Annotated in this window: 19 protein-coding genes and 1 tRNA gene; 7 read left to right on the forward strand and 13 right to left on the reverse strand. The window is 75.4% G+C overall.

Annotated elements, in window-relative coordinates; all coding sequences use genetic code 11:
- The first annotated feature begins 239 nt into the window (after positions 1–239).
- Complete coding sequence (locus QK440_RS36130; RefSeq protein WP_282797512.1) at positions 240–1,340, forward strand: LLM class flavin-dependent oxidoreductase; 1,101 nt, start codon at positions 240–242, stop codon at positions 1,338–1,340.
- A 91-nt stretch (positions 1,341–1,431) separates the two neighbouring features.
- On the opposite strand, the gene QK440_RS36135 is transcribed toward QK440_RS36130, so the two are convergent.
- Positions 1,432–3,315 carry an EAL domain-containing protein gene (locus tag QK440_RS36135; protein ID WP_282797496.1) on the reverse strand — a complete coding sequence of 628 codons (1,884 nt, stop codon included), beginning with the start codon at positions 3,313–3,315 and terminating at the stop codon, positions 1,432–1,434.
- Between the two features lie 337 nt (positions 3,316–3,652).
- Between QK440_RS36135 and QK440_RS36140 the strand changes: the two genes are divergently transcribed.
- Positions 3,653–4,927, forward strand: coding sequence for a M6 family metalloprotease domain-containing protein (locus QK440_RS36140; RefSeq protein WP_282797497.1), 1,275 nt, complete (start codon positions 3,653–3,655; stop codon positions 4,925–4,927).
- A 421-nt stretch (positions 4,928–5,348) separates the two neighbouring features.
- On the opposite strand, the gene QK440_RS36145 is transcribed toward QK440_RS36140, so the two are convergent.
- The 7 genes from QK440_RS36145 to QK440_RS36175 all read right to left on the reverse strand — a co-directional run bounded on the left by QK440_RS36145 (position 5,349) and on the right by QK440_RS36175 (position 11,837).
- A tRNA-Lys gene (locus QK440_RS36145) sits at positions 5,349–5,422 on the reverse strand.
- Positions 5,413–6,039 (reverse strand): bifunctional DNA primase/polymerase, encoded by a 627-nt coding sequence (locus tag QK440_RS36150; protein WP_282797498.1) that lies wholly within the window; start codon positions 6,037–6,039, stop codon positions 5,413–5,415. The genes QK440_RS36145 and QK440_RS36150 overlap by 10 nt, the downstream gene beginning before the upstream one ends.
- Positions 6,040–6,120: 81 nt before the next feature.
- Positions 6,121–6,468 carry a hypothetical protein gene (locus QK440_RS36155; protein ID WP_190139330.1) on the reverse strand — a complete coding sequence of 116 codons (348 nt, stop codon included), beginning with the start codon at positions 6,466–6,468 and terminating at the stop codon, positions 6,121–6,123.
- 94 nt (positions 6,469–6,562) lie between these two features.
- Positions 6,563–7,936, reverse strand: coding sequence for an AAA domain-containing protein (locus QK440_RS36160; RefSeq protein WP_282797499.1), 1,374 nt, complete (start codon positions 7,934–7,936; stop codon positions 6,563–6,565).
- A complete protein-coding gene (locus QK440_RS36165) occupies positions 7,933–9,564 on the reverse strand; it encodes a hypothetical protein (protein ID WP_282797500.1) in 1,632 nt (543 codons plus the stop codon). The genes QK440_RS36160 and QK440_RS36165 overlap by 4 nt, the downstream gene beginning before the upstream one ends.
- Positions 9,565–9,634: 70 nt before the next feature.
- Positions 9,635–10,726 (reverse strand): hypothetical protein, encoded by a 1,092-nt coding sequence (locus tag QK440_RS36170; RefSeq protein WP_282797513.1) that lies wholly within the window; start codon positions 10,724–10,726, stop codon positions 9,635–9,637.
- The gene (locus tag QK440_RS36175; RefSeq protein WP_282797501.1) at positions 10,692–11,837 is read right to left on the reverse strand and encodes a phosphatase PAP2 family protein; all 1,146 of its coding nucleotides are present in this window, start codon (positions 11,835–11,837) and stop codon (positions 10,692–10,694) included. Before QK440_RS36175 ends, QK440_RS36170 begins: the two co-directional genes overlap by 35 nt.
- Positions 11,838–12,131: 294 nt before the next feature.
- On the opposite strand from QK440_RS36175, the gene QK440_RS36180 reads away from it, so the two are divergent.
- A complete protein-coding gene (locus tag QK440_RS36180) occupies positions 12,132–12,728 on the forward strand; it encodes a histidine phosphatase family protein (RefSeq protein WP_282797502.1) in 597 nt (198 codons plus the stop codon).
- A gap of 13 nt (positions 12,729–12,741) precedes the next feature.
- Here QK440_RS36180 and QK440_RS36185 read toward each other — a convergent pair whose 3' ends face one another.
- Positions 12,742–14,169 carry a tetratricopeptide repeat protein gene (locus QK440_RS36185; protein ID WP_282797503.1) on the reverse strand — a complete coding sequence of 476 codons (1,428 nt, stop codon included), beginning with the start codon at positions 14,167–14,169 and terminating at the stop codon, positions 12,742–12,744.
- 326 nt (positions 14,170–14,495) lie between these two features.
- On the opposite strand from QK440_RS36185, the gene QK440_RS36190 reads away from it, so the two are divergent.
- Both QK440_RS36190 and QK440_RS36195 read left to right on the forward strand, forming a co-directional pair.
- A complete protein-coding gene (locus tag QK440_RS36190) occupies positions 14,496–15,038 on the forward strand; it encodes a hypothetical protein (RefSeq protein ID WP_282797504.1) in 543 nt (180 codons plus the stop codon).
- A gap of 491 nt (positions 15,039–15,529) precedes the next feature.
- A complete protein-coding gene (locus QK440_RS36195) occupies positions 15,530–16,393 on the forward strand; it encodes a fused MFS/spermidine synthase (RefSeq protein WP_282797505.1) in 864 nt (287 codons plus the stop codon).
- 94 nt (positions 16,394–16,487) lie between these two features.
- On the opposite strand, the gene QK440_RS36200 is transcribed toward QK440_RS36195, so the two are convergent.
- Positions 16,488–17,045: a hypothetical protein gene (locus QK440_RS36200; protein ID WP_282797506.1), complete on the reverse strand. Its 558-nt coding sequence runs from the start codon at positions 17,043–17,045 to the stop codon at positions 16,488–16,490.
- Positions 17,046–17,187: 142 nt separating this feature from the next.
- Between QK440_RS36200 and QK440_RS36205 the strand changes: the two genes are divergently transcribed.
- Both QK440_RS36205 and QK440_RS36210 read left to right on the forward strand, forming a co-directional pair.
- Positions 17,188–17,874, forward strand: a complete 687-nt coding sequence (locus tag QK440_RS36205) for a response regulator transcription factor (protein WP_282797507.1) — start codon at positions 17,188–17,190, stop codon at positions 17,872–17,874.
- A gap of 22 nt (positions 17,875–17,896) precedes the next feature.
- Positions 17,897–19,285, forward strand: coding sequence for a HAMP domain-containing sensor histidine kinase (locus QK440_RS36210; RefSeq protein ID WP_282797508.1), 1,389 nt, complete (start codon positions 17,897–17,899; stop codon positions 19,283–19,285).
- A 296-nt stretch (positions 19,286–19,581) separates the two neighbouring features.
- Here the strand turns inward: QK440_RS36210 and QK440_RS36215 are convergent, their stop codons facing one another.
- The 3 genes from QK440_RS36215 to QK440_RS36225 all read right to left on the reverse strand — a co-directional run bounded on the left by QK440_RS36215 (position 19,582) and on the right by QK440_RS36225 (position 23,064).
- Positions 19,582–21,036, reverse strand: coding sequence for a GH1 family beta-glucosidase (locus tag QK440_RS36215; protein ID WP_282797509.1), 1,455 nt, complete (start codon positions 21,034–21,036; stop codon positions 19,582–19,584).
- 168 nt (positions 21,037–21,204) lie between these two features.
- On the reverse strand, positions 21,205–22,128 hold the full coding sequence (locus QK440_RS36220; RefSeq protein ID WP_282797510.1) for a carbohydrate ABC transporter permease: 924 nt from the start codon (positions 22,126–22,128) through the stop codon (positions 21,205–21,207).
- Between the two features lie 9 nt (positions 22,129–22,137).
- Positions 22,138–23,064 (reverse strand): sugar ABC transporter permease, encoded by a 927-nt coding sequence (locus tag QK440_RS36225; RefSeq protein ID WP_282797511.1) that lies wholly within the window; start codon positions 23,062–23,064, stop codon positions 22,138–22,140.
- Positions 23,065–23,250: the final 186 nt, after the last annotated feature.

Consider the following 23,250-nt stretch of genomic DNA (forward strand, 5'->3'; position numbering starts at 1 on the left):
TTCCAGCCCGTCCGGCGTTTGAGGACGAGGCGCGGAGCGCCGAAAAGCGGGGTCCAGGGGCGGCAGCCCCTGGTTACGGGAAAGGGGCGGGACTGGGGCGCCCCCCGCGAGGGCCCCCGGGAATAAGCGGAGCCCCCCTCCTGTTGCCCCTCGGCAGAGGTTCCGCACGACAGCAGCAGGAGGCCCCCGTGGCAACGGACGAACACGGTCACAAGACGCCCGACGCGACAGCGGAGGGGATACGGGCCGAGCCCCGCGGCAGCGCCCCCACGCCCCTGTCCGTCCTGGACCTCGTGACCGTCGGCTCGGGCCGCACCGCCACCGACGCCCTGCGCACCAGCGTCGCCCTCGCCAAGCTCGCCGAGTCCCGCGGCTACCACCGCCACTGGGTGGCCGAGCACCACTCCATGCCCGGCGTGGCCTCCTCCTCCCCGGCCGTGATCCTCGCCCACCTGGCCGCCCACACGACCCGCATCCGCCTCGGCTCGGGCGGCGTCATGCTGCCCAACCACGCCCCCCTGGTGATCGCGGAGCAGTTCGGCACCCTGGAGGCCCTGGCCCCGGGCCGCGTCGACCTGGGCCTCGGCCGGGCCCCGGGCACGGACGGCGCCACCGCGGCCGCCCTGCGCCGCACGGAGCGGCTGAACGAGGGCGCCGACGACTTCCCCCAGCAGCTCGCGGAGCTGACCCGGTTCCTCGACGACGACTTCCCGGACGGGCACCCCTACGCCCGCATCCACGCGGTCCCGGGCCCCGTGCAGGCCACGTCCCCCGGCGGCGTGCAGTCCCCGCACCGCCCGCCGGTCTGGCTGCTCGGCTCCTCCGGCTTCAGCGCCCGCCTCGCGGGCGTGCTCGGCCTGCCCTTCGCCTTCGCGCACCACTTCTCGGCGCAGAACACGCTCCCCGCGCTCGACCTGTACCGCGAGTCGTTCCGCCCGTCGGCCGTCCTCGACGCGCCGTACGCCGTCATCGGCGTCTCCGCGCTCGCCACGGACGACGAGGAGGAGGCCCGCCGCCAGGTCATGGCCGCCGCCCTCAACATGGTCCGGCTGCGCACCGGCCGCCCCGGCCTCGTGCCCACGCCCGAGGAGGCGGCGGCGTACCCGTTCACGGAGCTGGAGCGGGACTTCGTCACGAGCTGGAACAGCAACGTCGTCCACGGCACCGCCGACCAGGTCCGCGCGGGCCTCGACGACCTCGCCAAGCGCACCGGCGCCGACGAGCTGATGCTCACCGCCAACGCGCACGGCGGCGACGTCCGGCTGCGCAGCTACGAGCTCATCGCCGACGCCTACGGACTGCCCCACGAGCCGGTGCCCGCCGATCCCGGCGGCTCCTGAACTCCGGTGACGCCGGGTGCCGCCCCCTCACGGGGGTGGGGGCGGCACCCGGGCAGGCGTCACGGCGCCACGGTCGCAGGGCGCCACGGCCTCACGCGGCCGTCGCGGGCAGGCGCCCGGCTCCCAGGAGCACCGAGATCCGGTCCGCCGCCACGGCCCGGGAGTACAGCCACCCCTGCCCGGTGTCGCAGCCGATCCGGCGCAGCCGCTCGGCCTGCCCGGCGGTCTCCACGCACTCCGCGGTGACGGTGAGGCCGAGCTGGTGGGCGAGGCGCACCATGGCCTCCACGATCACCTCGTCGGCGGGGTTGGCGAGCCCGTCCCCGTGCCCGCCCGTGTTCCCGTCCGCGTACGACTCCTCGTACTGGAAGCCCCGGACGAACGACCCGTCCAGCTTGAGCACGGACACCGGGAGGCGGCTGAGGTAGGCGAGGTTGGAGTAGCCGGTGCCGAAGTCGTCGATGGCGATGCGCACGCCCATCTCGCTGAGCGCCTGGAGGGCCTGGAGCGGGCGTCCGGCGGAGCCCATGACCGCGGACTCGGTCAGTTCGAGCTGGAGGAGCTGGGGGGCGAGCCCGGTCTCGGCGAGGATCTCCGCGACGTCCGCGACGAGGTCGGAGTCCCAGACCTGCCGCACGGCGACGTTCACGCTCACGAACACCGGCGGCCGTTCGGGGTGTTCCACCTGCCAGCGGCGCGCCTGGAGGCAGGCCGTGCGCAGCACCCAGCGGCCGAGCTGGACGATCGAGCCGTCCTCTTCCGCCAATCCGATGAACCGATTCGGCGTGAGCAGTCCGAACTGCGGATGGTCCCACCGGACGAGGGCCTCCACGCCGTGCAGGCCGCCGTCCTCCATGCCCACGAGGGGCTGGTAGTCCAGGACGAACTCGCCGCGCTCGACGGCGGGCCGCAGCGAACTGGCCAGCGCCTGCCGGGTCATGCGGTGCGCGTTGCGCTCCGGGTCGAAGAGCGTCCAGCGGGCCTTGCCGTCGGTCTTCGCCCAGTACAGCGTCGTGTCGGCGGCCTGCATCAGGCCGGTCGTGGTGGTCCCGGCGGCGCGCCGCTCGACGACGCCGATGGACGCCGAGAGGGACAGCCGCTGCCCGGACAGCTCGAACGGCTCCTGCAGGGCCGCCAGCGCGGCGTCGGCCAGCTCCGCGAGCTGGTCCGTGCCGGTGGAGTCCTCCACGAGCAGCGCGAACTCGTCCCCGCCGAGCCGGGCCACCAGCGGCGCGGAGGTCCTGCCGTAGGCGGCCCGGTCGGCGCAGGCGGTCAGGCGTTCGGCGACGGCGGCGAGCAGCCGGTCCCCGACGCGGTGCCCGAGCGTGTCGTTGACCGCCTTGAACCCGTCGAGGTCCAGGTAGCACAGGCCGACGCGGCCGGTGCTCGTGTCGTCGTACGCCCCCGCCTCCAGGGCGGTGGCGAGCCGCTCGAAGAACAGCGCGCGGTTGGGCAGCCGGGTCACCGGGTCGTGCATCTGGAGGTGGCGCAGCCGGGCCTGGAGGTCGCGCCGGGCGCTGATGTCGGCGGCGGCGAGCAGGACCGTGCCGGGCCCCTGCCGCTCGCCGGGCAGCGGCGAGACGGTGATCTGCGTCCACAGGGAGTGCCCGTCGGGATGTTTGAGTCTGCGGGTACAGCGCAGTTTGGCCTGCCGGCTGCGGAGCACCTCCAGGTAGGCGTGCCAGGTGCGGGTGTCCGACGCCAGGTCCACCAGGTCGGCGGCGACCCGTCCCGGCAGCTCGGCGTGGTCCGCCCCGAGCAGGGTGGCGAACGCGTCGTTGGCGCAGACGACGAGCCCCTCGCTGTCGACGACGGCGAGGGGGAGGGGCGCCGCGGCGAAGGCCGCGCGGTAGTCGGCTGTGTGCCGGACGGGGGGCCCGGCGACACCGCATTGATTACGCTCTGTTACGGCAGGCCGGGTGCGGCCCGGTACTGCGACCGCCGTGGCGGTCGGCCTTTCGGACGTTCCGTTCACCGCTTGCTCCCGCAGTGCGATTGATCGAGCAGGTCGATGGGGCCCCTGTTCCTGGCGGGTCCGGGGAGGCGATCGGCCGGTGGCGGGCGGCCGACGGGGCCCGGAAAGTGTGCCGATCATAGAGGGTGGCCCGCGGCGCCTCCAGCCGCCGCACTCCGCGGAGACGGTCCGTCCGTCCGTGGCAGATCGTTTCTGCTCGGCCTGTTACCGCTTCCTTTCTGCGACGATCGCTTGTGACGGTGAGTGAGCACCGGGTGGGTGGCCTTCTCGACCATGTTCACTCGGTCAGGTCAGACAAACTGGGCGAACTTCAGCAAATCACCACAGGGTGGGTGGGGTGTCCCGCATTCCGCACCCGGAGGTCGACGTGGAGCGTCAGCTCCGTCCCAGGCCGCTCACCCGTGGAGGGGAGAGGCTGCGCACCGCGGCCACGCTGTTCACCTGCCTGACCGCCATGGCCGCGACGTCCCTGGTGGCTGGGCCGGCGGTCGCCCACGGCCCGGCGGGTCCGTGCGCCCTGCGGCGCACGTCGGCCCACCACTCGGAGGGGCTCGACACCTGGAACGCCGCCTATCCTCGCCCCGCCAGGGTCCGCGACGCCGTCATGGTCTTCCTGTCCTTCCCGGACTCGCCGCCCGCGACGACGCCCGCGGAGCTGGCCGCGGACCACTTCCCCGCGACCGGCGACTTCTTCGCCCGTGCCTCGTACGGGCGGTTCCAGTTGCGCGCGCATCCCCAGTCCGAGTGGATCCGGATGCCGAAGCCGTCCACCGCGTACGCCATAGCGCGCGACTGGGACGCCCGGCGGCGCGCCGCGTACCTGCGGGACGCGCTGGCCGCGGCGGATCCGCACGTGGACTTCTCCGCGTACGACATCGTGTACCTCGTCGCGGACCCGGACGCCCCGGGCGTCGACTCGGACGCCACGAAGGTCGTGAACCTCGACCGGCCGCTGCGCGTGGACGGCACCGGCATCCGCCGGATCGTCACGGTCTTCGAGCGCCACCCGCCGGACCGCAACGTCCTCGCCCACGAGACGGGGCACGTCTTCGACCTGCCGGACCTGTACCACCGCCCGACCGGCGGCGAGGGCGACTGGGACACGCACGTCGGCGACTGGGACGTCATGGGCAGCCAGTTCGGCATGGCCCCGGACCTGTTCGGCTGGCACAAGTGGAAGCTGGGCTGGCTGGACCCGCGCCAGGTGGTGTGCGTGCGCGGGGACGCCCGGCGGCTGACCCTGGAGCCCCTCTCGGTGCCGCCCGCCCGCGGCGAGGTCGGCGGCACCAAGCTGGCCGTCGTCCGCACCGGCCGGGGCAGCGTCGTGGCGATCGAGGCGCGCGGTGCCGCGGGCAACGACCGGGAGACGTGCAGCGAGGGCGTCCTCGTGTACCGCGTGCGCGGCGACACGGCGTCGGGCCGCGGCCCCGTCAAGGTCGTGGACGCTCATCCGCGCACGGAGGCGTGTTGGGGCGAATCGGTCTATCCGCCCCTCGCGGACGCGCCGGTGCGCGCCGGGGAGAGCTTCACGGTGCCGGGCACGGGCGTGCGCGTCGGTGTGGAGGGGCGCACGGCAACGGGTTCCTGGACGGTGGAAGTGACCCCGACCTGACCCTCACCAGGCGCCACCCACCGCGGGAGGCCCCTCACGCTGCGTGAGGGGCCTCGCCGTCGGATTCCGTGACGGACGGACGGCACGGACAAGCCCCCGGGCCCCCTGCGTCGACCGAGGCCGCCCCGCGACGGGACGGCAAGGCTCTGTTCGCTCCTGCGAAGAGCACTCCCCGCGAACCCGCCCTTTGCAGCTCTGCCCTGATGGGGATGTGGGCGGAGGAGCCCCACGGCGCACGGTGAAGCCGCGCAGAACGACAAGGGCGGGGCCAGCACGCGCTCCCCGCGAACCCGCCCTCTCCAGCCCCACCCGAGGGGGGTGTGGGTGGCGAAGCCCCCACCAAGCGCGGCGAAGCCGCGCAAAAACAACGATGGCGAGCCAGGTTCGCGCGTTCCGCGAACATGCCTCGCCATCGTCATCGTGCGCCGCCAGGGACTCGAACCCCGGACCCGCTGATTAAGAGTCAGCTGCTCTAACCAACTGAGCTAGCGGCGCCTGCTGACGTCGTAGACCTTAGCACTCTGATCGCCGCGACGAAAAATCGATATACGCACCGCGGATCCGGCGGTCACCCGCGCGGCCCGCACGCACGCCCACAGCACCACATCGGGCCCCGGCAGCCAGGGCGTCCGGCTGTCGGGGGCGACCACCCAGCGTGACCCCGTGGGGTAGGGCCCCGCCGTGAGGGGCGGCACGGTGACGGCGTCCCCCGCCCCGTGGCACAGCGGCGACGGCACGGCGGGGCTCCACTCCTCCCACTCCAGGAGCGAGGGCAGCCGCTGGGCGGTGCCGGGCGCGGCGAAGAGCAGGAGGCGGCCCCGGTGCAGGGCGACGGGGCCCGGCCCCGGGCCCTCGCGCCACAGCCGGCCCACCATCCGCCGCCCGAACACGGCGGGCACGCTCACCACGTCGAAGACGGTCCCGCAGGACAGCACGGCCGGGGCGCCGGGCCGCTCCCGCCAGTCGCTGAGCACCCGGCGCGGATGGGTCTCCGCGGAGGCGAGCCAGGCGGCGCCGTCGGCAGTGACGTGAGAGACGCTCATGACACTCACAGGTACCGGACGGGCGTCACGGCGTCCGCGGACTTCCCGGAAACCGGGACGGGCCCCCACCGCCGGGAGTACCGTGCCCCCTCCGGCATATGCCGGAGGCCGTGGACCCCAGGGTGATCCCGGGGGCCGGGGCCCTGGGCCTCAGGGGGTGTCCGGGCTCTCGCGGCGCAGCAGGTCCCGGCCGAACTCCACCATCTTCTTGGCGTAGTCCTCGGTCCACTGCGCGCGCTCGGCGATGTCCGCCGGAGTGAGCCGGTCGAACCGCCGCGGGTCGGCGAGCTGCGCGGCCGCGATCGCCTGGTACTCCACGGACCGGTCGGCCGCCGCGCGGAACGCGAGGGCCAGCTCGGTGGCGCGGGCCAGGAGCTCCCGCGGGTCCTCGACGGACTCCAGGTCGAAGAAGTGCTCCGGGTCCCGGGCGGCTTCCGCGGGCTCGAAGAGCAACGGCGCGGGGCGCATGCGCTTGCCCTGGGCCTCGGATTCCGCCATCGTCGCGTTCCTTCCTCGTATACCGCCGTGCGGACCCATTGTCCCTTGCCCCGCAAGGGCGCGGGGGACCCCCGGGGCCGGAGCCCGGCCCCGGTCAGGGGCGCCAGGGGACGCGGTGGGCCGAGAGGTGGTCCCACGTCGTCATCATCGCGTCCCAGCCGTCGGGGAACTTCACCGTCACCCCCAACTGCACCGGCTCCGTGTCCGGATGGTCGTCGAGCAGCGCGTCCACCCCCGCCCGGCACACCACGACGCAGGCGTGCCGGTGCCGCGAGGCGAGCACGCACAGCCGGCCCGTCTCCAGGTGGAACGCCGTCGCGTCCGGCCGCCCCGACAGCGGGTGCAGCACCACCGTGACGTCGTACTCCCGCCCCTGGAGCCGGTTGGCGGTGTCCACGGTGACGTCCACCACGCCGAGGTCGGCGAGCGCGGCCCGGACGGCCGCCGCCTGGTCCCGGTGCGCGGTGCCCACCGCCACCCGGTCCGCGGTGAGCGGCGCGGGCTCCGCCGACCGCTCCGACGTCGTCACCCCGCCCCGGTCGAGCAGCCGCCGCACCACCAGCGCCACCGCCCGCACGGCTTCGGGGTCGGTGCGCGGCGTGTGCCGGGCGGGCAGTTCGAGCAGCCCCCACCCGGTGGCGGCGGCCTCGTCGATGACCCGGTCGGGCCCGGAGCCGTCCGAGGGCACCCCGAAGTCCAGCGCCCGGTCCCCGGGGCCCGTACCGCTGCGGAACGGCGTGAACGGATAGAACGCGTCCGACACCAGCGGCGCCGCCGACGCGGGCAGCCGCCAGGACACCGGCAGGCGGTGCTGCGGCAGCTCCGGGTTGTGCGCGAGCAGGGTGGACACCGCGCTGGCCGACGGGTCGTAGGCGAGCCCGGCCCACTGCTCGGCCTCGGCGATCGCGAACGGGTCCAACTGGCCGGGGTCGCCCACGAACAGCGCCCGCTCGAAGAGCCCGGCCACGGCGAGCAGCCCGTCGGAGCGCATCTGGTACGCCTCGTCGACGATGGCGTGCCCCCACGGCTCGACGCCCCGCACGTGCGCCCACTTCGCCGCCGTGGACACCACCACGTCCAGGCCCGCGAGGTCGGCCGCCTTCGTGGACTTCTTCACGTTCGCCAGCGCGTCCAGCGCCTTGTCGTACGGGTCGGAGTCGCTGCTGTGCAGCCGCCCCACCGGCAGCTCCGGGTCCTTCTCGGCGAGGCGCAGGACCAGGTCGTCGACCTGGGCGTTGGTCTGCGCGACGACCATCAGCGGGCGGCCCGCCGCGGCCAGTTCGCGGGCGGCCCGCACGACGAGCGTGGACTTGCCCGCGCCGGGCGGCGAGTCCACGACCACGCCGCGGTGCGTGCCGTGCAGCGTGTCGCGGAGGATCGCGTCGGTGGCGCGGGCGGCCGCGGCGGCCGGGTCGAAGGAGGCGGGGGAAGCCGGGGAGGCCGGGGAGGCCCAGGGAGCAGGGGTCACAGGGTGTCCTCCGCGGTCACGGGGTCGGGGGATTCGGCGGCGGCGTCCGGCGGGCCGCCGTGCGTCCACGGGGTGTCCTCCGGGTCGGGCAGCTTCGGCCCGCCCCGCTGCTCGTGCTCGAACAGGGTCCAGCACAGCCGGTCGCCGACCTCGGGCACCGACCCGGGCTCGGGCTCCTTGCCGCGCCCCATCTTGTCCAGGATCCGCAGCACCACCGCGGGCCCGTCCCCGCCGCCGGGCCCGTCCGCGCCACCGTCGGCCGCCGCGTCGGTGGCGTACGTCACGAACTGCGCGGCCTGGGGCCTGCCGTCCAGGGAGCGGTACACCTTCACGCCCTCGTCCAGGTGCGGCCGGTCCGCCGTGCGCACGGTGACCAGGGGGCGCGGGCGCGGCGACCTGCCCTCGCCGTACGCCATCACGACCTGGGTGACCTCCCCGGCGAACGCCTCGCCGCGCAGCCGCCGCCCGGCCATCACCAGCGGGTCGTCGAGGGCCTCCTGGGCGTCGAGCCGCGCCTGCTCGCGCTCGCGGGTGGCCAGCTTCTGCGCCGCCGTCACCGCGTCGTCGCGGCGCGGCTGCGGCGGCTCCCCGGCGGCGACCCGGTCGCGGTGCGCGGTGAAGGACCACCGGTCGCTGCGCCAGCGGTCCTCGGCGCGCGGCGCCGCGGGCAGCGCGCACAGCGCGTCGAGCCCGCGCCACACCGCGTCCCAGGTGGGGCGGGTGCGGCTCTCGACGAGGGCGCGGATCTCCCGCTCCGCCGCGGTCAGCTCCGCCAGGCGCGCGTCGGCGGCCAGGCCGTCCTCGGCGGCGGCGAGGGCCGTCCGCGCGCGGTCGTAGGCCTCGACGGCCGGGGCCAGCAGGTCGTTGTCGAAGGCCGGGTCGGTGGCCGGGCCCGCGGGCGGGCACAGCAACTGCCCGGCGGCGTCCCGCGCGAGCTCCGCGCGCAGCGCCGCCTCGGCGGCCGAGCCGTCCCCGGGCGCCTCGATCCAGGCGAGCAGCGCGCCCAGGTGCTGCTCCTCCAGGCTCGACTGCCCGGTCGCCCAGTGCCGGGACAGCAGGTCCGTCATGGCGAGGAGCAGCGCCGAGCCGGGGACGCGGGCGCGCTCCCCGAAGTGCGTCAGCCAGCGCCCGAGCAGCGGCACGCGCGGCGGCGCGGGGTGCGGTGCGTCGGGGTCCTGCTCGGCGGTGCGGCGGAACCGCATGGAGCGGCCGAGCAGCCGGACGAACTCGATGCCCGCGCGGCTCGGCACGATCAGCTGGGGCGCGTCCGCGCACAGGTCGACTTCGACCTTGACGCGCTTGCCGGTCTCCGGGTCGGTCTCGGTGCGCTCGGCCGCCTCGACGTCGTCCGCGTACGACTCCACGTACGGCAGCAGCGTGTCGGCGAGCCGTGCGAGGAACGCGAAGCGCAGGTCGCGGTCGCGGGGCTGGGGGACGACGAGCAGCCGCGGCGACGTGCGCTCGGTGCCGACCAGGGCGCCGAGCGGGGCGCCGGCCTCACCCGCCGTGGTGAGCGGCACGAAGACCAGGGGCCGCTGGGAGAGGTGCCGGTGGCAAACCGTGGCCCGGGGCTGGGCCCGGCCGGTGGCCGTCGCCTCCAGCCGGGCCAGGTCGTCGATCAGGGTCATCGGGGGTGCCTCGCCGTCCTCGTGCGGAAGGGGCCGCGCGCGTGCGCGGGGCCCGGCGTGCCGACCGTTCTCACGCCGCCCCTCCCGCCAGTGCCTCGGCCCGCAGCTCCCCGGCGCGGCGCAGGGCCGCCACCGCCGGGTCGTCCGGGTCCCCGGCCTCGCCGCGGGCGGCGGCCAGGGCCGCCCCCACCGTGGTCAGCGCGCCCAGCTCGGCCCGCAGCGAGCGGCCGAGCGCGGTCACCTCGTCGGCGGCGCGGGCCCGGGCCCGGCAGTGGAAGGCCAGCTCGCAGGCGGCCAGGCACTCGGGGGCGTACGTCGCGGGGACCGCCTCGACCGCGGCGGTCAGCTCGGCGGGGGAGCGGGTGACGTCGAACGTCGTGCCGGGCGGCAGCGCCGCCGCGATCTCCTCGACGCGGGTCAGCCGGGAGAGCTGGCGGCGGGTCACGGAGAGCTGCTTGCGGATGTCCACGGCCGACGCCGCCGGCAGGTTCGAGAAGTCCTTGGGGCACACGAGCAGCACCCGGTGGCGCACCTCGGGGGCCGGGTCGAGGCGGGCGGCGGCGTCCTCCAGGGCGAGGGCGTACACCGCGGACTGGCGGGCGGCGGCGCCCACCTTCGCCGCGTCCGCGGAGCCGTCGACCATCGGGAACGACTTGATCTCCACCACGGTCCAGCTGCCGTCGGGCGCGACGACCACCGCGTCCGGCTCCAGGAAGGCCGGGGTGCCCGCGACGTCGAGCGCCAGCATGGGGTGGTCGAGCAGCGTCCAGGCCCCGGCCGCCGTGGCCTCGCGCAGGGCCAGCTCCGTGCGGGCACTGCGGCCCTCGGGGCCCGCCGCCGACAGGTCCGGCACGCGCGCCTCGCCCGGCACCGGCTCGGGTCCGCCGCCCAGGCGCGCGTGGGTCAGGCGCAGCAGCTCCGCGCCGCCGTCGGCCTTGACCCGCGCCTCGAAGGCGTGCCCGCGCGCGAACGCGAACTGGGACTGGCCGAACGCGGCGGGCGCGCCGAGCGACCGCGCGAGCTCCGCCTTGGGCACCCCGGCGCCGTCGAGCAGGGCCCGTCTGCGGCAGCCCGGGTTCGCCGCGAGCGCGGCGAGGGCGCGGGCGTCCAGCGGCTGCGGGGGTACGTCAGGTCCGCGCAGCTCCGCCAGCCGTCGCCGCAGCGCCGTCCCCGGCGTCCGCGGGGCGGCCGGCCGGCCGGGTGCCCTTGGGGCCCCGGGACCTGCCCCCCGGCTTTCCGCCGGGCTTGGCGCCGGGTTCGGCACCGGGCTTGCGCTGATGGGGAATTCGGTCACCCGCGGAAGTCTGGCATCCGCCACTGACAACGGAGGCGTGGGTGACGGAAGTGGCGGCCCCGACGCCCACCGGCCGGCCCCCGGCCCGCCCGGCTCCGGCGGCGGGCCCGTCGCCGTTCCGGGGCCCGGTGCCGCCCTGCGGGGAGGCCCGGCCCGGGAGGACCGCCGCGAGCACCGGCGCCAGGCGCGCCTTCGCCCGGTCCGCGCCCCGCCGCACCGGCCGGACCAGGAGCAGCCCCACGAGCATCACGGCGATGCCGGCGAGCGCGTCGAAGAAGTAGTGGTTGGCGGTGCCCATGACGACGACCGTGGTCAGCAGCGGGTAAGCCACCGCCGCCGCCCGGACGAGCGGTGTGCGCCCGTGCCGCCACAGCATCACGCCGCACCACAGGGACCAGCCGACGTGCAGGCTCGGCATCGCCGCGTACTGGTTGGTCATGCCGCCCAGGCCGCGCGGCGCGCTGGCCTGGCCGCCCCACCAGCCCCAGTCGCTGTACTGCGCCATCGTGTCGACGAACCCGTGGCTCGCGTCCAGCAGGCGCGGCGGGCAGGTCGGCATCAGCGAGAAGCCGACCAGGCCGATGAGCGTGGAGACCATCAGCCAGGTGCGGGCGGCCGTGTAGTGCACGGCCCGGCTGCGGAACAGCCAGACCAGGACCAGTGGCGTCACCAGGTAGTGCAGCGACGCGTACCAGAAGTCGGCGGGGACGCCGAGGGAGGCGTGCGCGGTGAACAACCGGTTCAGCGGGTGTTCCAGGTTGAGGTTCAGGGCCTTCTCGACCCGCAGGATCGCCAGGCCGTGGTCGACGGCCGTCGTGACGTCGCCGCGCGCGAGCAGCCGGCCCGCCGAGTACGCCCCGTACACCAGCAGCAGCAGCGGCAGCTCGGTCCACCAGCGCGGGCGCGAACCGGGACCTCCGAACAACCGGAATCCGGATATGCCGCCGTTGCCGGCGCCCTGTGCCTCGGTCTGCGGCATCCGGTGGGTCCCCCATCTCATTTCACGCGCTGTTCCCGCTCGGTTCTCGCGGCTCCGGCCGCTGGGTCACTTTACGGCGTGCGCGAGGGCCCACGAGCCATGCCCCTGGTCGTCTTAGACGCAGAGATCGGCGCGCGGGTTGCGTCCCGGGCGGGTGAGTGATGATGGAGTCAAACAGAAGGGCACATGAGACGGCGGACCGTCACTTGTCCGCTTTTGTCCGGGCTTATTTGCGGCATACCGCCCGCCCCGGCTCCTCTCCGCCCGCCCCGCACCCGTCGAGGAAGGTTTCCCATGGCACCGCGCATCCTGCTGGCCCGGCACGGACAGACGGAGTGGTCGCTGTCCGGCAAGCACACCGGCAGGACCGACATCCCGCTCCTGGAGGAGGGCAGGCGCGGCGCGAAACTGCTCGGCGAACGGCTGCACCGCGCGCCCTACGACGGCCTGCCGGAGGTCGAGGTGCGCACCAGCCCGCTGTCCCGCGCGCGGGAGACGTGCGAACTGGCCGGCTTCGGCGACCGGGCCGCGGAGTGGGACACCCTGATGGAGTTCCACTACGGCGCCTACGAGGGCATGACCCCGGCGGACATCCAGGCCGTCCGGCCCGGCTGGTTCATCTGGCGCGACGGCGTGCCGGACGGCGAGACCCTCGCCGAGGTCTCCGCGCGCGCGGACGAGGTCGTCGCCTGGGCGCGCGAGGCGGACCGCGACGTGCTCGTCTTCGCCCACGGCCACATCCTGCGCGCCATCGGCGCCCGCTGGCTCGGCGAGGACATCGCCTTCGCCTCCCGCATCCGGCTCAACCCGACGTCCCTGTCGGTCCTGGGCTGGGCCTACGGGCAGCCCGCGATCGAGGCGTGGAACGACACCGGGCACCTCGCCGGCTGACCCGGCGGCCCGGTCACACCCGCGCGCGGGACGCGTGGTCCTCCAGGAACGCGCTCACCCCGGCCGCGCGCCGGTGCGGCAGCAGCACCCGCGCGGTGGTGGCGAGCATCCCCTGGATACGGGACGACTGCACCTCGTCCAGGAGCGCGAGGACCCGCTGCCCCGCCGCCGCGGCCTCGTCCGGGCGGCCCGCGCGGGCCAGGTCGTCGGCCAGCTCCGCGGTGTACAGGGCGATGTTGCGGGTGAACTGGGGCGTTCGCGCCACCGCCACGTCCACCGCCCGGTGCGCGTGCCGGGCGGCGCGCTCCCAGTGGCCGAGCGCCGACCAGCACTGCGCCTCCAGGCCCGCCACCTCGGCCGGACCGTAGAACGTCATCCACTCCGGGTCCCGCCCGTCCGGCCCCTGGTCGAACAGGGCGTGCGCCCGGGCCAGCGCCCGCTCGCAGCCCCCGCGGTCGCCGAGCCCCGCCCAGCCGCCCGCCTCGCGCAGCGCGATCAGCGAAAGCAGCCGGGACGAGCCCAGGTGCCGGGCGGCGCGCGCTGCGGCCTGCGCCGCCCGGACGGCCTCGCGCGGCCGCCCGGCGTCGCGTGCGAGGAACGCCGTGTTGCAGAAGGCGTGCGCCTCCAGGCCCGGGTCGCCGGACATCCGGGCCGTCGCCAGGGCCTCCGCGTAGTGCGAGCGGGCGTCGTCGAAGCGGCCCGAGTCGTGCGCGAGCCAGCCCACGGAGATGGCGAGCTCGCCCGCCCCCGCGTACAGCCGGTCCGTGGTGCCCGGCCCGGAGGTGCCCGCGTCGAGCAGGGCGTACGCGGTGCGCAGCGGGGCGGCCGCGCGCCGGTACAGGCCGTCGGCGCCGTGCCGGTCGTCGAGCAGCCGGATCCGGCGCACGGCCTCCTCGACCGCGCTCACCTCGGCGTCGCCCGCCGTGCGGGGCCCGGACACCGCCGCTGCCTCGGCGGCGCCGCCCAGCGGCAGCGCCGCCAGGGAGGCGGCGGCCACCGTGGCCGTCCCGCCCGTCATGAATGCGCGGCGCCGCACGTCGCTCTCCTCGTCGCCGTTGTTCCTTCGGATGTCCCGGCCGTGGTGCCGGAGCCCGTCCGGTACGGCCGGGCTCCCCAGGGTGTACGCCGTCGGCGCCTCAGGTTCCGTACGCGCCCCCCGGCCGCGTACCGCCTCGCGCGGCGCGAAGCCGAGGTCCGTCAGCGTCCGGCCGGGGAACATGTGCAGGAACACCCGCTCGTACGCGTAGTTGGGGCAACGGATCTCGCCCGCCTCGACGCGGCCGACGTAGCGCGCGTCGCAGCTCACCCGCTCGCCGATCTCGCGCGCGGCGCGCCGCACCAGGGCCGCGAACTCGCCCGGCGAGCGCTGCCCGCGCAGCTGCCGGAAGGCGAGGTTCGGCCGTGGTGGCGGGGGCGACGAGGCCCTGGAAGACGACGCCATGCCGGTTCCTCTCGTGGGGGCCGGGGCCCTCTCGTGGGGGGACCGTGCCGGCGGTCCCGAAGTGGGGTCCCGCTGCCCGCCCCTCGCGCTGTTCCCGCCGGTCCGGCCGTGTCCTGGCGGGGCAAGAACGTACCCGCTGTGACAGCGCGGTGACGCGGAGTTTGGCTACAAACCGGATATCTCATCCGTGATCTGCCATGAACTGCCATCCTTTGCGGCGGCGTGGCGCCGTAGCCGTGCACGCGGCGGCGCGTTGTACCAGTGCGGAGAGGGAGCGGAGCGGCTCCGCCCCCGCGCGAGGAGGGGTTCCCTTGTGGGAGGTCGGCATGGAGAACAGCGAACCCGGGGGCTCACTGACCACGGCGCGGCACCGGCCGAGCCAGGACCGCAGCGCGGGGCCCGGCGGCGCCGAGCCGTGCGGCCCCGCCCACCAGGGCCACCGGCCCCGGACCCTGTACACCGTCCACTCCTCGTACGCCCCGCACGCCCCCGCCCCCCGCGCCGACCACGAGCACTGCGACCTCGTGACCGTGCCCGCCCGGCAGGGCCTCGAAGCCGTCGACATCCTGCGCCGGGGCGCCGGTGACGAGGCCGTGGGCCCCGTCCTGCACGACGGCACCTGCGACACCCTCGGCTTCCTGGTCCCGCCCGGCACCGCCGCGTGCTGGGACCTGCCGGGCAGCGCCTGTACGCAGACCTTCGGCGGCAGCGGGGTCGTCGCCCAGGGGCCGCCCGCCCCTCCGCCGGTCGCCGGTACGGGGTGGCTGGTGCCGCCCGGTGCGGCTGAGCCGGTTACGGATCCGGTGGTGTTGCGTGCTGCGCTTGGTGAGGCGCGGCGGATGATCGAGGCCGCGGACAACTGCCGCTGAGCCCTGCCCCCACCCACCCGCCCTCGCCGGCCTCCGGCCTGGGTCCTCAATCGCCGGACGGGCTGGAATCGTCGTGCGTCCCGCCGCCGTCGCCTGCCGGAGCGTTCCCCACCCACCCGCCCTCCCATCGGCCTGGCGGCCTCGTCCTCAATCGCCGGACGGGCTGGATGCGTCCCGCGTCCCGCCGTCGACGGCTGCCCGTGCGCTTTTTCATCGGCCTGGCGGCCTCGTCCTCAAACGCCGGACGGGCTGGCAACGTCCGCTGGGTGTCGTCGGCGGTTGGCGGGGAGCCGACGACGGTGGGTCGGGGAGATTGCAGCCTGTCCGGCGTTTGAGGACGGGGCGCGGAGCGCCGATCAAAGGGGGAGAGGGGCGGAGCCCCAGACGGAAGTAGCGGGGGCCCGGGGGCGGCAGTCCTCGGTTTCGGGGAGGGGTGGGGCTGGGGCGCACCCGCGAGGGCGCACTCCCACCCACCCGGCGATAATGAGGGGATGGCGAGGAGCAAGCGGGGAGGACGGCAGACGCGCGAGGCCCTGGTCGAACAGGTGGACGGCGGCCTCGCCGAACTCCTGCCGGACCGCGACCGCCCCCACGCCTGGACCCTCCTCCTCGACGGCGCCCCCCAGTCCCACGTCGACCTCGCCGACCCCGCCCACCTCGACTTCGAGTACCAGCGCAGACTCGGCCACGTCGCCGACCTCACCGCCCCGCCCGGCACCCCCGTGCACGCCCTGCACCTCGGCGGCGGCGCCTTCACCCTCGCCCGGTACATAGCCGCCACCCGCCCCCGCTCCACCCAGCAGGTGGTCGAGCGGGACACCGCCCTCGTCGGCCTGGTGCGCCGCGCGCTGCCGCTCGACCCGCAGGCACGCGTGCGCGTGCGGGGCGCCGACGCCCGCGAGGGGCTCGCGAAGGTGCCCGACGGCTGGGCGGACCTCGTGATCGCCGACGTGTTCAGCGGTGCGCGCACCCCCGCGCACCTGACCTCCGTGGAGTTCCTCGGCGACGTACGCCGTGTCCTGAAGCCCGGCGGCCACTACGCCGCCAACGTCGCCGACGGGCCCCCGCTGCGCCACCTGCGCGGGCAACTGGCCACCGCCGCCGCCGTCTTCCCCGAGCTCGCCCTGGTCGCCGACCCGGCCGTGCTGCGCGGCAAACGCTTCGGCAACGCCGTGCTCGTCGCCTCCGCGCACCCTCTGCCCCTCGCCGAACTGACCCGGCGCAGCGCGGGCGACCCGCACCCGGCGCGCGTCGAACACGGGCGCGCCCTCGCCGACTTCAGCGGCGGCGCGGCCGCCGTCACGGACGCGAGCGCGGTCGCCTCGCCCGCGCCCCCGCCCTCGGTGTTCCGCTAGCCGGTCCCGGCCCGTCCGTACGTCCGTAAGCCCGTACGTCCGTAAGCCTGTACGTCCGTAAGCCTGTACGTCAGTGCGTCAGTGCGTCAGTGCGTCAGTACGTCGTGACGTCCACCCGGGGCGCGCGGTCGTGCCACACGCAGAACACCGACACCCGGTCGGCGCCCGAGGTGAACTCCACGCGGATCCACGCCGGTGCCTTCCACACCCGCATCGACCAGCCCGGCGCGGGCGACGCCGACACCAGCGCCGCCGCGTCCCGGCCCAGGTCGAACACGACCCGGCCGCCGTCGGTGCTGTAGCCCCGCACGTGCCCGGACGACCGGCCGGACCCGGCGGACCGCTCGGGTCGCTCCGGCCGTTCGGAGGGACCGCGGGACGGCGGCCGCGCCGTGGCCGTCTCCCGCCGCGGTGGCTCGGCGGACGCCCGGGGCCGGGGCGGCGGCGTCGGGCGCGGTGATGGTGCCGGACCCGGGCGGTGCGTGGACGACGACACCGGGTCGTCCGCGTGGTCACGCGCGGTGAGCGGGACCGCGCGCGGCGGATCGTAGGCGGTGCCCGCCATCACGGTGTGCACGCCCCACCACGAGAGCGTGACCGCCGCGCCCGTGGCGAGCGACCACGCGCCGGCGCCCAGGAGACCTCTGCGCATCGCCGGCCATAGTGCACCACCGCCCCCGCGGTGGCCAGAAAACGAGCCCCGTGGCGGCATCCGTCGCCGGACATGCCGCCCAAGTCCGGGCCAAAAGTCCCTCCGGGCACCGGGGGCGTCCGCATGGCGTACGGTGCCGCCCATGGCTCGTGTGCTCGTCGTCGAGGACGACCAGTTCGTCCGCTCGGCCCTCATCCGGCACCTCTCCGACGCCTCCCACACCGTACGGAGCGTCGGCACCGCCCTGGAGGCGCTGCGCGAGGTCGCCCACCACTGCTTCGACGTCGTCATCCTCGACCTCGGGCTGCCCGACCTGGACGGGGGCGAGGCGCTGAAGATGCTGCGCGGCGTCACCGACGTACCCGTGATCGTCGCGACCGCCCGCGACGACGAGGCGGAGATCGTCCGGCTCCTCAACGATGGCGCCGACGACTACCTGACCAAGCCGTTCTCCGTCGAGCACCTCTCCGCGCGGATGGCCGCCGTGCTGCGCCGCACCCGCGGTTCCGGCGAGGCGCCCGCGAGCCGCGTCCTGCGCGTCGGCGGGCTCGCCGTCGACCCGCTGCGCCGCCGGGCCGAACTGGACGGCACCCCGCTCGACCTGACCCGCCGTGAGTTCGACCTGCTCGCCTTCCTCGCCGGGCGCCCCGGCGTCGTCGTACCGCGCCGGGAGCTCCTCGCCGAGGTGTGGCAGCAGAGCTACGGCGACGACCAGACCATCGACGTGCACCTGTCCTGGCTGCGCCGGAAGCTCGGCGAGACCGCCGCCAACCCCCGCTACCTGCACACTCTGCGGGGCGTCGGCGTGAAGCTGGAGCCGCCGCGGTGACCCCCGCGCGCCGGGCCGCGCCGTGAGGTGGGCGCTGGTGAAGGTGTGCCTGGCCGTCACCACGATGGTCGTGGCCGCCTTCGCCGTCCCGCTCGGCCTGGTCATCCAGGAGATGGCCCGCGACCGCGCCTTCTCCAACGCCGAGCGGCACGCTGCCGGCATGGGGCCCACGCTGTCCATCACCACCGACCGCGCCGAGCTCACCCGGGCCGTCGCCACCTCTGAGGCGGGCGGCGAGGGGCGGATGGCCGTGCACGTCCCGGCCGTCGGCACCCACCCCGCGCTGACCATCGGCGAGCGCCGCGCCGATCCGCGCGCCGTCGCCGCGGCCCGCGGGCAGGGCCGCGCGAGGACGGTCACCGTCCCCGGCGGCTACGCGCTCCTGCAGCCCTTCGCCGTCGGCTCCGGGGAGATCGCCGTGGTCGAGATCCACGTGCCGGAGCGCGAGGTCAGCAACGGCGTGACCACGGCGTGGCTGGTGCTCGCGGGCGTCGGCGTCGCCCTCGTCATCGGCTCGGTGGCCGTCGCCGACCGGCTCGGCGTCCGCATGGTCCGGCCCGCCAGACGCCTGGTCGGCGCCGCCCGCGACCTCGGCGAGGGCAGGCTCGGCGCCCGCGTCCCGGAGGAGGGGCCCACCGAACTGCGGCTCGCCGCCGTGGCGTTCAACTCCATGGCCGACCAGGTCGTCGGCCTCCTCGCCAACGAGCGGGAACTGGCCGCCGACCTGTCGCACCGGCTGCGCACCCCGCTGACCGTGCTGCGCCTCAACACCGCCTCGCTCGGCGACGGGCCCGCCGCCGAGCAGACCCGCGCCGCCGTGGAGCAACTGGAGCGCGAGGTCGACACGATCATCCGCACCGCCCGGGACGCCAAGCCCCGCACGGTGGCCGCCGGGCCCGGCGCGGGCTGCGACGCCGCCGGTGTGATCCGCGAGCGGATGGCGTTCTGGTCGGCGCTCGCCGAGGACGAGGGCCGCGAGGCCCGGGTCGCGGGCGTCGAGCGGCCCGTGTGGGTGCCGGTGGCGCGCGCCGACCTGGCCGCCGCCCTCGACGCGCTGCTCGGCAACGTCTTCCGGCACACCCCGGAGGGCACCGCCTTCGCCGTGGACGTGCACAGCGGCGACGACGCGGTGATCGTCCTCGTCTCCGACGCCGGGGACGGCATCGCCGACCCCGAGGCGGCCCTCGCCCGGGGCGGTTCCGGGACCGCGGTCGGCTCCACGGGGCTAGGCCTCGACATCGCGCGCCGCCTGGCCGAGTCGACCGGCGGCGACGTGCGCGTGGGCCGCTCGGTGCTCGGCGGGACGGAGATACGGCTGTGGCTCCAGCGCGGGACCGCCCGGCCGTCGGCGGGACGCCGGGCCGCCCGCGCGGTGGTCCGCCGCCGGGGCCGCAAGGCGCCGGCCTCCTGACCTGCCGCGGGCCTCCTGAACCGGCACCGGCCTCCTGACTGCCGCGGGCCTCCTGACCTGCCACGGTCTCCTGAACCGCCACCGGCCCCCTGCCCTGCCACGGCCGTGCCCTGCCTGATCTTTAACCGGCCCCCATCCCTTCCTTAAGCCCGCCATAAGGGCCGCTCCGGCACCCCCGGCCGCGGCTAACGTGCTCCGTGGAGCTGCTCCGCACGTCCCCGGGGCAGCCACCCGTACCCCCCACGGGAAACGCGTGCCCCGGCCGTCACCCCCCACCGGCCGGGGCGCGCCCGGGGTCAGTCCTGGGGCCAGGGTTCGGGCAGGGTCCGCGGCAGCTCCCCGCCCGCCGCGACCTTCGCGTACCAGCGGGCACTCGACTTGGGCGTCCGCTCCTGGGTCTCGTAGTCGACGTACACCAGGCCGAAGCGCTTGCCGTAGCCGTACGCCCACTCGAAGTTGTCCAGGAGCGACCACAGGAAGTACCCGCGGACGTCGGCGCCCTCCAGGAGCGCCTGGTGCACCGCCGCCAGGTGCCCGTGCAGATAGCGCACCCGGTCCGGGTCGTGGACGGCGCCGCCCTCGGGCTTGTCCTCGTACGCGGCGCCGTTCTCCGTCACGTACAGCGGGACCCCGGGCGCCTGCGCGGTGTACTCAAGGAGCAGGTCCTTCAGGCCGGTGGGGTCCACCGGCCAGTCCATGGCGGTGAGTTCGCCGGGCGCGCGGTGGAAGGCGACGCGGTCGTCCGCGCCCGGCCAGGGGGAGTGGGCGCTGGCGCCGTGCCCGTCGTGGCGCGGGCCGTCGGGGCCGGCGGCGGACACGACCGCGGGCGTGTAGTAGTTGAGGCCGAGGAAGTCCAGCGGCTGCCGGGTGGCGCCCAGGTCGCCGTCGTGCACGAAGGCCCAGTCCGTGACGCCCGCGGTGTCCGCCAGGAGGTCGTCGTCGTACGTTCCGCGCAGCATCGGCCCGGTGAAGACGCGGTTGGCGAGCGCGTCGATCCGGCGCCGGGCGTCCAGGTCGGCGGGCGACGGGGTGAGCGGGCGCACCGCGCTCGGGTTGAGGCTCACGCCGATCCGGGCGCGGGCGGGCAGGGCCGCGCGCAGCGCCTGGACGCCGAGGCCGTGGGCGAGGTTGAGGTGGTGGGCCGCGCGCAGGGCGGCGGCGGGGTCGGTGCGCCCGGGGGCGTGCACACCCGAGCCGTAGCCCAGGAACGCGCTGCACCAGGGCTCGTTGAGGGTGGTCCACATCTCCACGCGGTCCCCGAGCGCCCCGGCGACGAGCCCGGCGTACTCCGCGAAGCGGTACGCGGTGTCCCGCTCCGGCCAGCCGCCGCCCGCCGGGCCCCCGCCGGGCAGGGCCGACTCCAGCTCCTGCGGCAGGTCCCAGTGGTAGAGGGTGAGCGCGGGCGTGATGCCGTGCGCGAGCAACTCGTCCACGAGCGCGCGGTAGAAGTCGAGCCCGCGCTGCACGGCGGGCCCGCGCCCGGTGGGCTGCACCCGCGGCCAGGACACCGAGAAGCGGTAGGCGGTCAGGCCCAGCTCCGCCATGAGGCGCACGTCCTCGCGCCACCGGTGGTAGTGGTCGCAGGCGACGTCCCCGGTGTCGCCGCCGAGCACCTTGCCCGGGGTGTGGCTGAAGGTGTCCCAGATCGACGGGGTCCTGCCGTCCTCCCTCACGGCCCCTTCGATCTGGTACGCGGCGGTCGCGGCTCCCCACAGGAAGCCGGGGGGAAACCGCAGACTGGCATCGGTCATGGAAGCGCTCCCAAGGGTCGGTACGGATGGGAAGGGGGGGCGGACTGTGTCGCAAGGCTCAGGCGCAACGGGGGCTACGGGCGGGCGGGCGGGAAAACCGCCGCGGAGCGGCGGCGACCGCTCAGGGCGCCCCGCCAGAGAAGGGCGCCCACGCCAGGAAAAGGCCAGCTATCCCTTGACGGCCCCCTGCATGATCCCGCCCACGATCTGCTTGCCGAACAGCACGAACGCGACCAGCAGCGGCAGCGTGCCGAGCAGGGCGCCCGCCATGATCACGGACTGGTCGGGGATCTGCCCCCGGCCGAGCCCGGCGAGCGCGACCTGGACGGTCGGTTCGCCGCCCTGGGTGAGCGCGATGATCGGCCAGAAGAAGTCGTTCCAGGCCATCACGAAGGTCAGCATGCCGAGCACGGCCATCGCGGGCCGCGCCGCCGGGAAGACCACGTGCCAGATCAGCCGCAGGCTGCCGGCCCCGTCCACCCGTGCCGCCTCGATGATCTCCGTGGGCAGCGCCTCGGCCAGGTACTGCCGCATGAAGAACACCCCGAAGGCACTGACCAGCGACGGCAGGATCACCGCCTGCAACTGGTCGGTCCAGCCGAACTCGGCGACCATCATGAACAGCGGTACGACACTGAGCTGTGGCGGCACCATCATCGTGCCGATCACCAGGAGCAGCAGCAGCCCCCGGAAGCGGAACCGCAGCTTGGCGAAGGCGAAGCCGGCGAGGGTGGAGAAGAGCACGGTGCCGACGGTGACCGTGCCCGCCACCACCAGGGTGTTCAGCAGGGCCGTGCCCATGTTGGCGTCGGTCCAGGCGATCTCCAGGTTCTTGAAGAGGTTGCCGCCGAACCAGAAGGGCGGCGGTGTCTGCGCCAGCCGCGTGTTGGTGCGGGAGGCGGCGATCGCCGTCCACACCAGCGGGAAGAGCGAGCCGATGGTGAACAGGGTCAGTACGGCGTACGTCAGCTTCCCGCCGTGCCGGTGCCGTCCGGCGGCGCCTTTCGCCGGGCCGCCGCGGCGCCGCCCCCGGGCGGCCGTCCCGGTCCCTTCGGTGCGCGGCGCGCGCCGGGTCCGTGTCACGTCGGTCATGTCATCCCCTCACGCGCTCTTGCGGATCCACCGGCTGATCGCCCAGTTGAGCAGGCCGATCAGGACGAGGAGCAGGAACATGGTCCAGGCGATCGCCGAGGCCCGCCCGAGGTGCTGGTTGAACCAGCCCTGCTCGTACAGGTACAGGCCGAGCGTCTGGAACTGGTGGTCCGAGCCGCCGGTGGGGCTCGCCCCCTGGCTGAACAGCAGGGGCTCGCCGAAGAGCTGCGTCGCCCCGATGGTCGACACCACGCAGGTGAACAGGATCGTCGGCCGCAGCGAGGGCACCGTCACGTGCAGGAACTGCTGCCGGCGGCTCGCCCCGTCCAGGGCCGCCGACTCGTACAGGTCGTTCGGGATGGCCTGCATCGCGGCGAGGTAGATGAGGGCGTTGTAGCCGGTCCAGCGCCAGATCACGATGGCCGACACCGCGAGCTGCGCCGTCCAGTCGCCGTTCTGCCAGTCCACGGCGTCCACCCCGACCAGGCCGAGCGCCCAGTTGATCATCCCGTGGTCGGTGCGGCTGAACATGAGCACGAACACCAGCGTGGCCGCGGCGACGGACGTGGCGTACGGGGTGAGGATCGCGACGCGGAAGAACATGGAGCCGCGCAGCCGGTAGTGGAGCAGATGGGCGAGCCCGAGCGCCATCAGGAGCTGCGGCACGGTCGAGATGACGCCGATGGTGAAGGTGTTGCGCAGCGCGTTCCAGAAGAATTCGTCGTCCCACAGCCGGGAGAAGTTGCGCAGCCCCACCCACTCCATGTCGGTGGGCGCGCCGAGCTCCACGCGGTGCAGCGAGGCCCACCCGGTGTACAGCAGCGGGAAGAGCCCGAAGGCGACGAAGAACAGGAAGAACGGCGCGACCAGCGCGTAGGGGCTGTACTTCACGTCCCAGCGGTACAGCCGGCTGCGCCGGGCCCGGCGGCGCCCCACGGCGCCCGCGCCGGCCGCCGCCGCGGCGTCCCGTGCCCCGGCCCGCGCGCGGGGGGGCCGGCGGCGCCGCCGGCCCGGGGGGGGGGGGCGGCCGGGGGGGGGGGGGGCAAACGCCCCCGCCCCGCGCGGCCGCGGCCGCGGCCCCGGTTCACCGCAGAGGCTCCGGCAGCGGTGCCGAGTGCAGGA

The sequence above is a fragment of the Streptomyces sp. CC224B genome (genome assembly GCF_030010595.1).
Lineage (GTDB): Bacteria > Actinomycetota > Actinomycetes > Streptomycetales > Streptomycetaceae > Streptomyces > Streptomyces longispororuber.

What these genes read in the sequence shown, in the direction of transcription:
- QK440_RS36155 (WP_190139330.1), bottom strand. Translation starts at nt 6,468, where the DNA reads ATGGCGGAATCCGAGGCCCAGGGCAAGCGCATGCGCCCCGCGCCGTTG.
- QK440_RS36165 (WP_282797500.1), bottom strand. Translation starts at nt 9,564, where the DNA reads ATGACCCTGATCGACGACCTGGCCCGGCTGGAGGCGACGGCCACCGGC.
- QK440_RS36175 (WP_282797501.1), bottom strand. Translation starts at nt 11,837, where the DNA reads ATGCCGCAGACCGAGGCACAGGGCGCCGGCAACGGCGGCATATCCGGA.
- QK440_RS36180 (WP_282797502.1), top strand. Translation starts at nt 12,132, where the DNA reads ATGGCACCGCGCATCCTGCTGGCCCGGCACGGACAGACGGAGTGGTCG.
- QK440_RS36185 (WP_282797503.1), bottom strand. Translation starts at nt 14,169, where the DNA reads ATGGCGTCGTCTTCCAGGGCCTCGTCGCCCCCGCCACCACGGCCGAAC.
- QK440_RS36190 (WP_282797504.1), top strand. Translation starts at nt 14,496, where the DNA reads ATGGAGAACAGCGAACCCGGGGGCTCACTGACCACGGCGCGGCACCGG.
- QK440_RS36195 (WP_282797505.1), top strand. Translation starts at nt 15,530, where the DNA reads ATGGCGAGGAGCAAGCGGGGAGGACGGCAGACGCGCGAGGCCCTGGTC.
- QK440_RS36200 (WP_282797506.1), bottom strand. Translation starts at nt 17,045, where the DNA reads ATGCGCAGAGGTCTCCTGGGCGCCGGCGCGTGGTCGCTCGCCACGGGC.
- QK440_RS36205 (WP_282797507.1), top strand. Translation starts at nt 17,188, where the DNA reads ATGGCTCGTGTGCTCGTCGTCGAGGACGACCAGTTCGTCCGCTCGGCC.
- QK440_RS36215 (WP_282797509.1), bottom strand. Translation starts at nt 21,036, where the DNA reads ATGACCGATGCCAGTCTGCGGTTTCCCCCCGGCTTCCTGTGGGGAGCC.
- QK440_RS36220 (WP_282797510.1), bottom strand. Translation starts at nt 22,128, where the DNA reads ATGACCGACGTGACACGGACCCGGCGCGCGCCGCGCACCGAAGGGACC.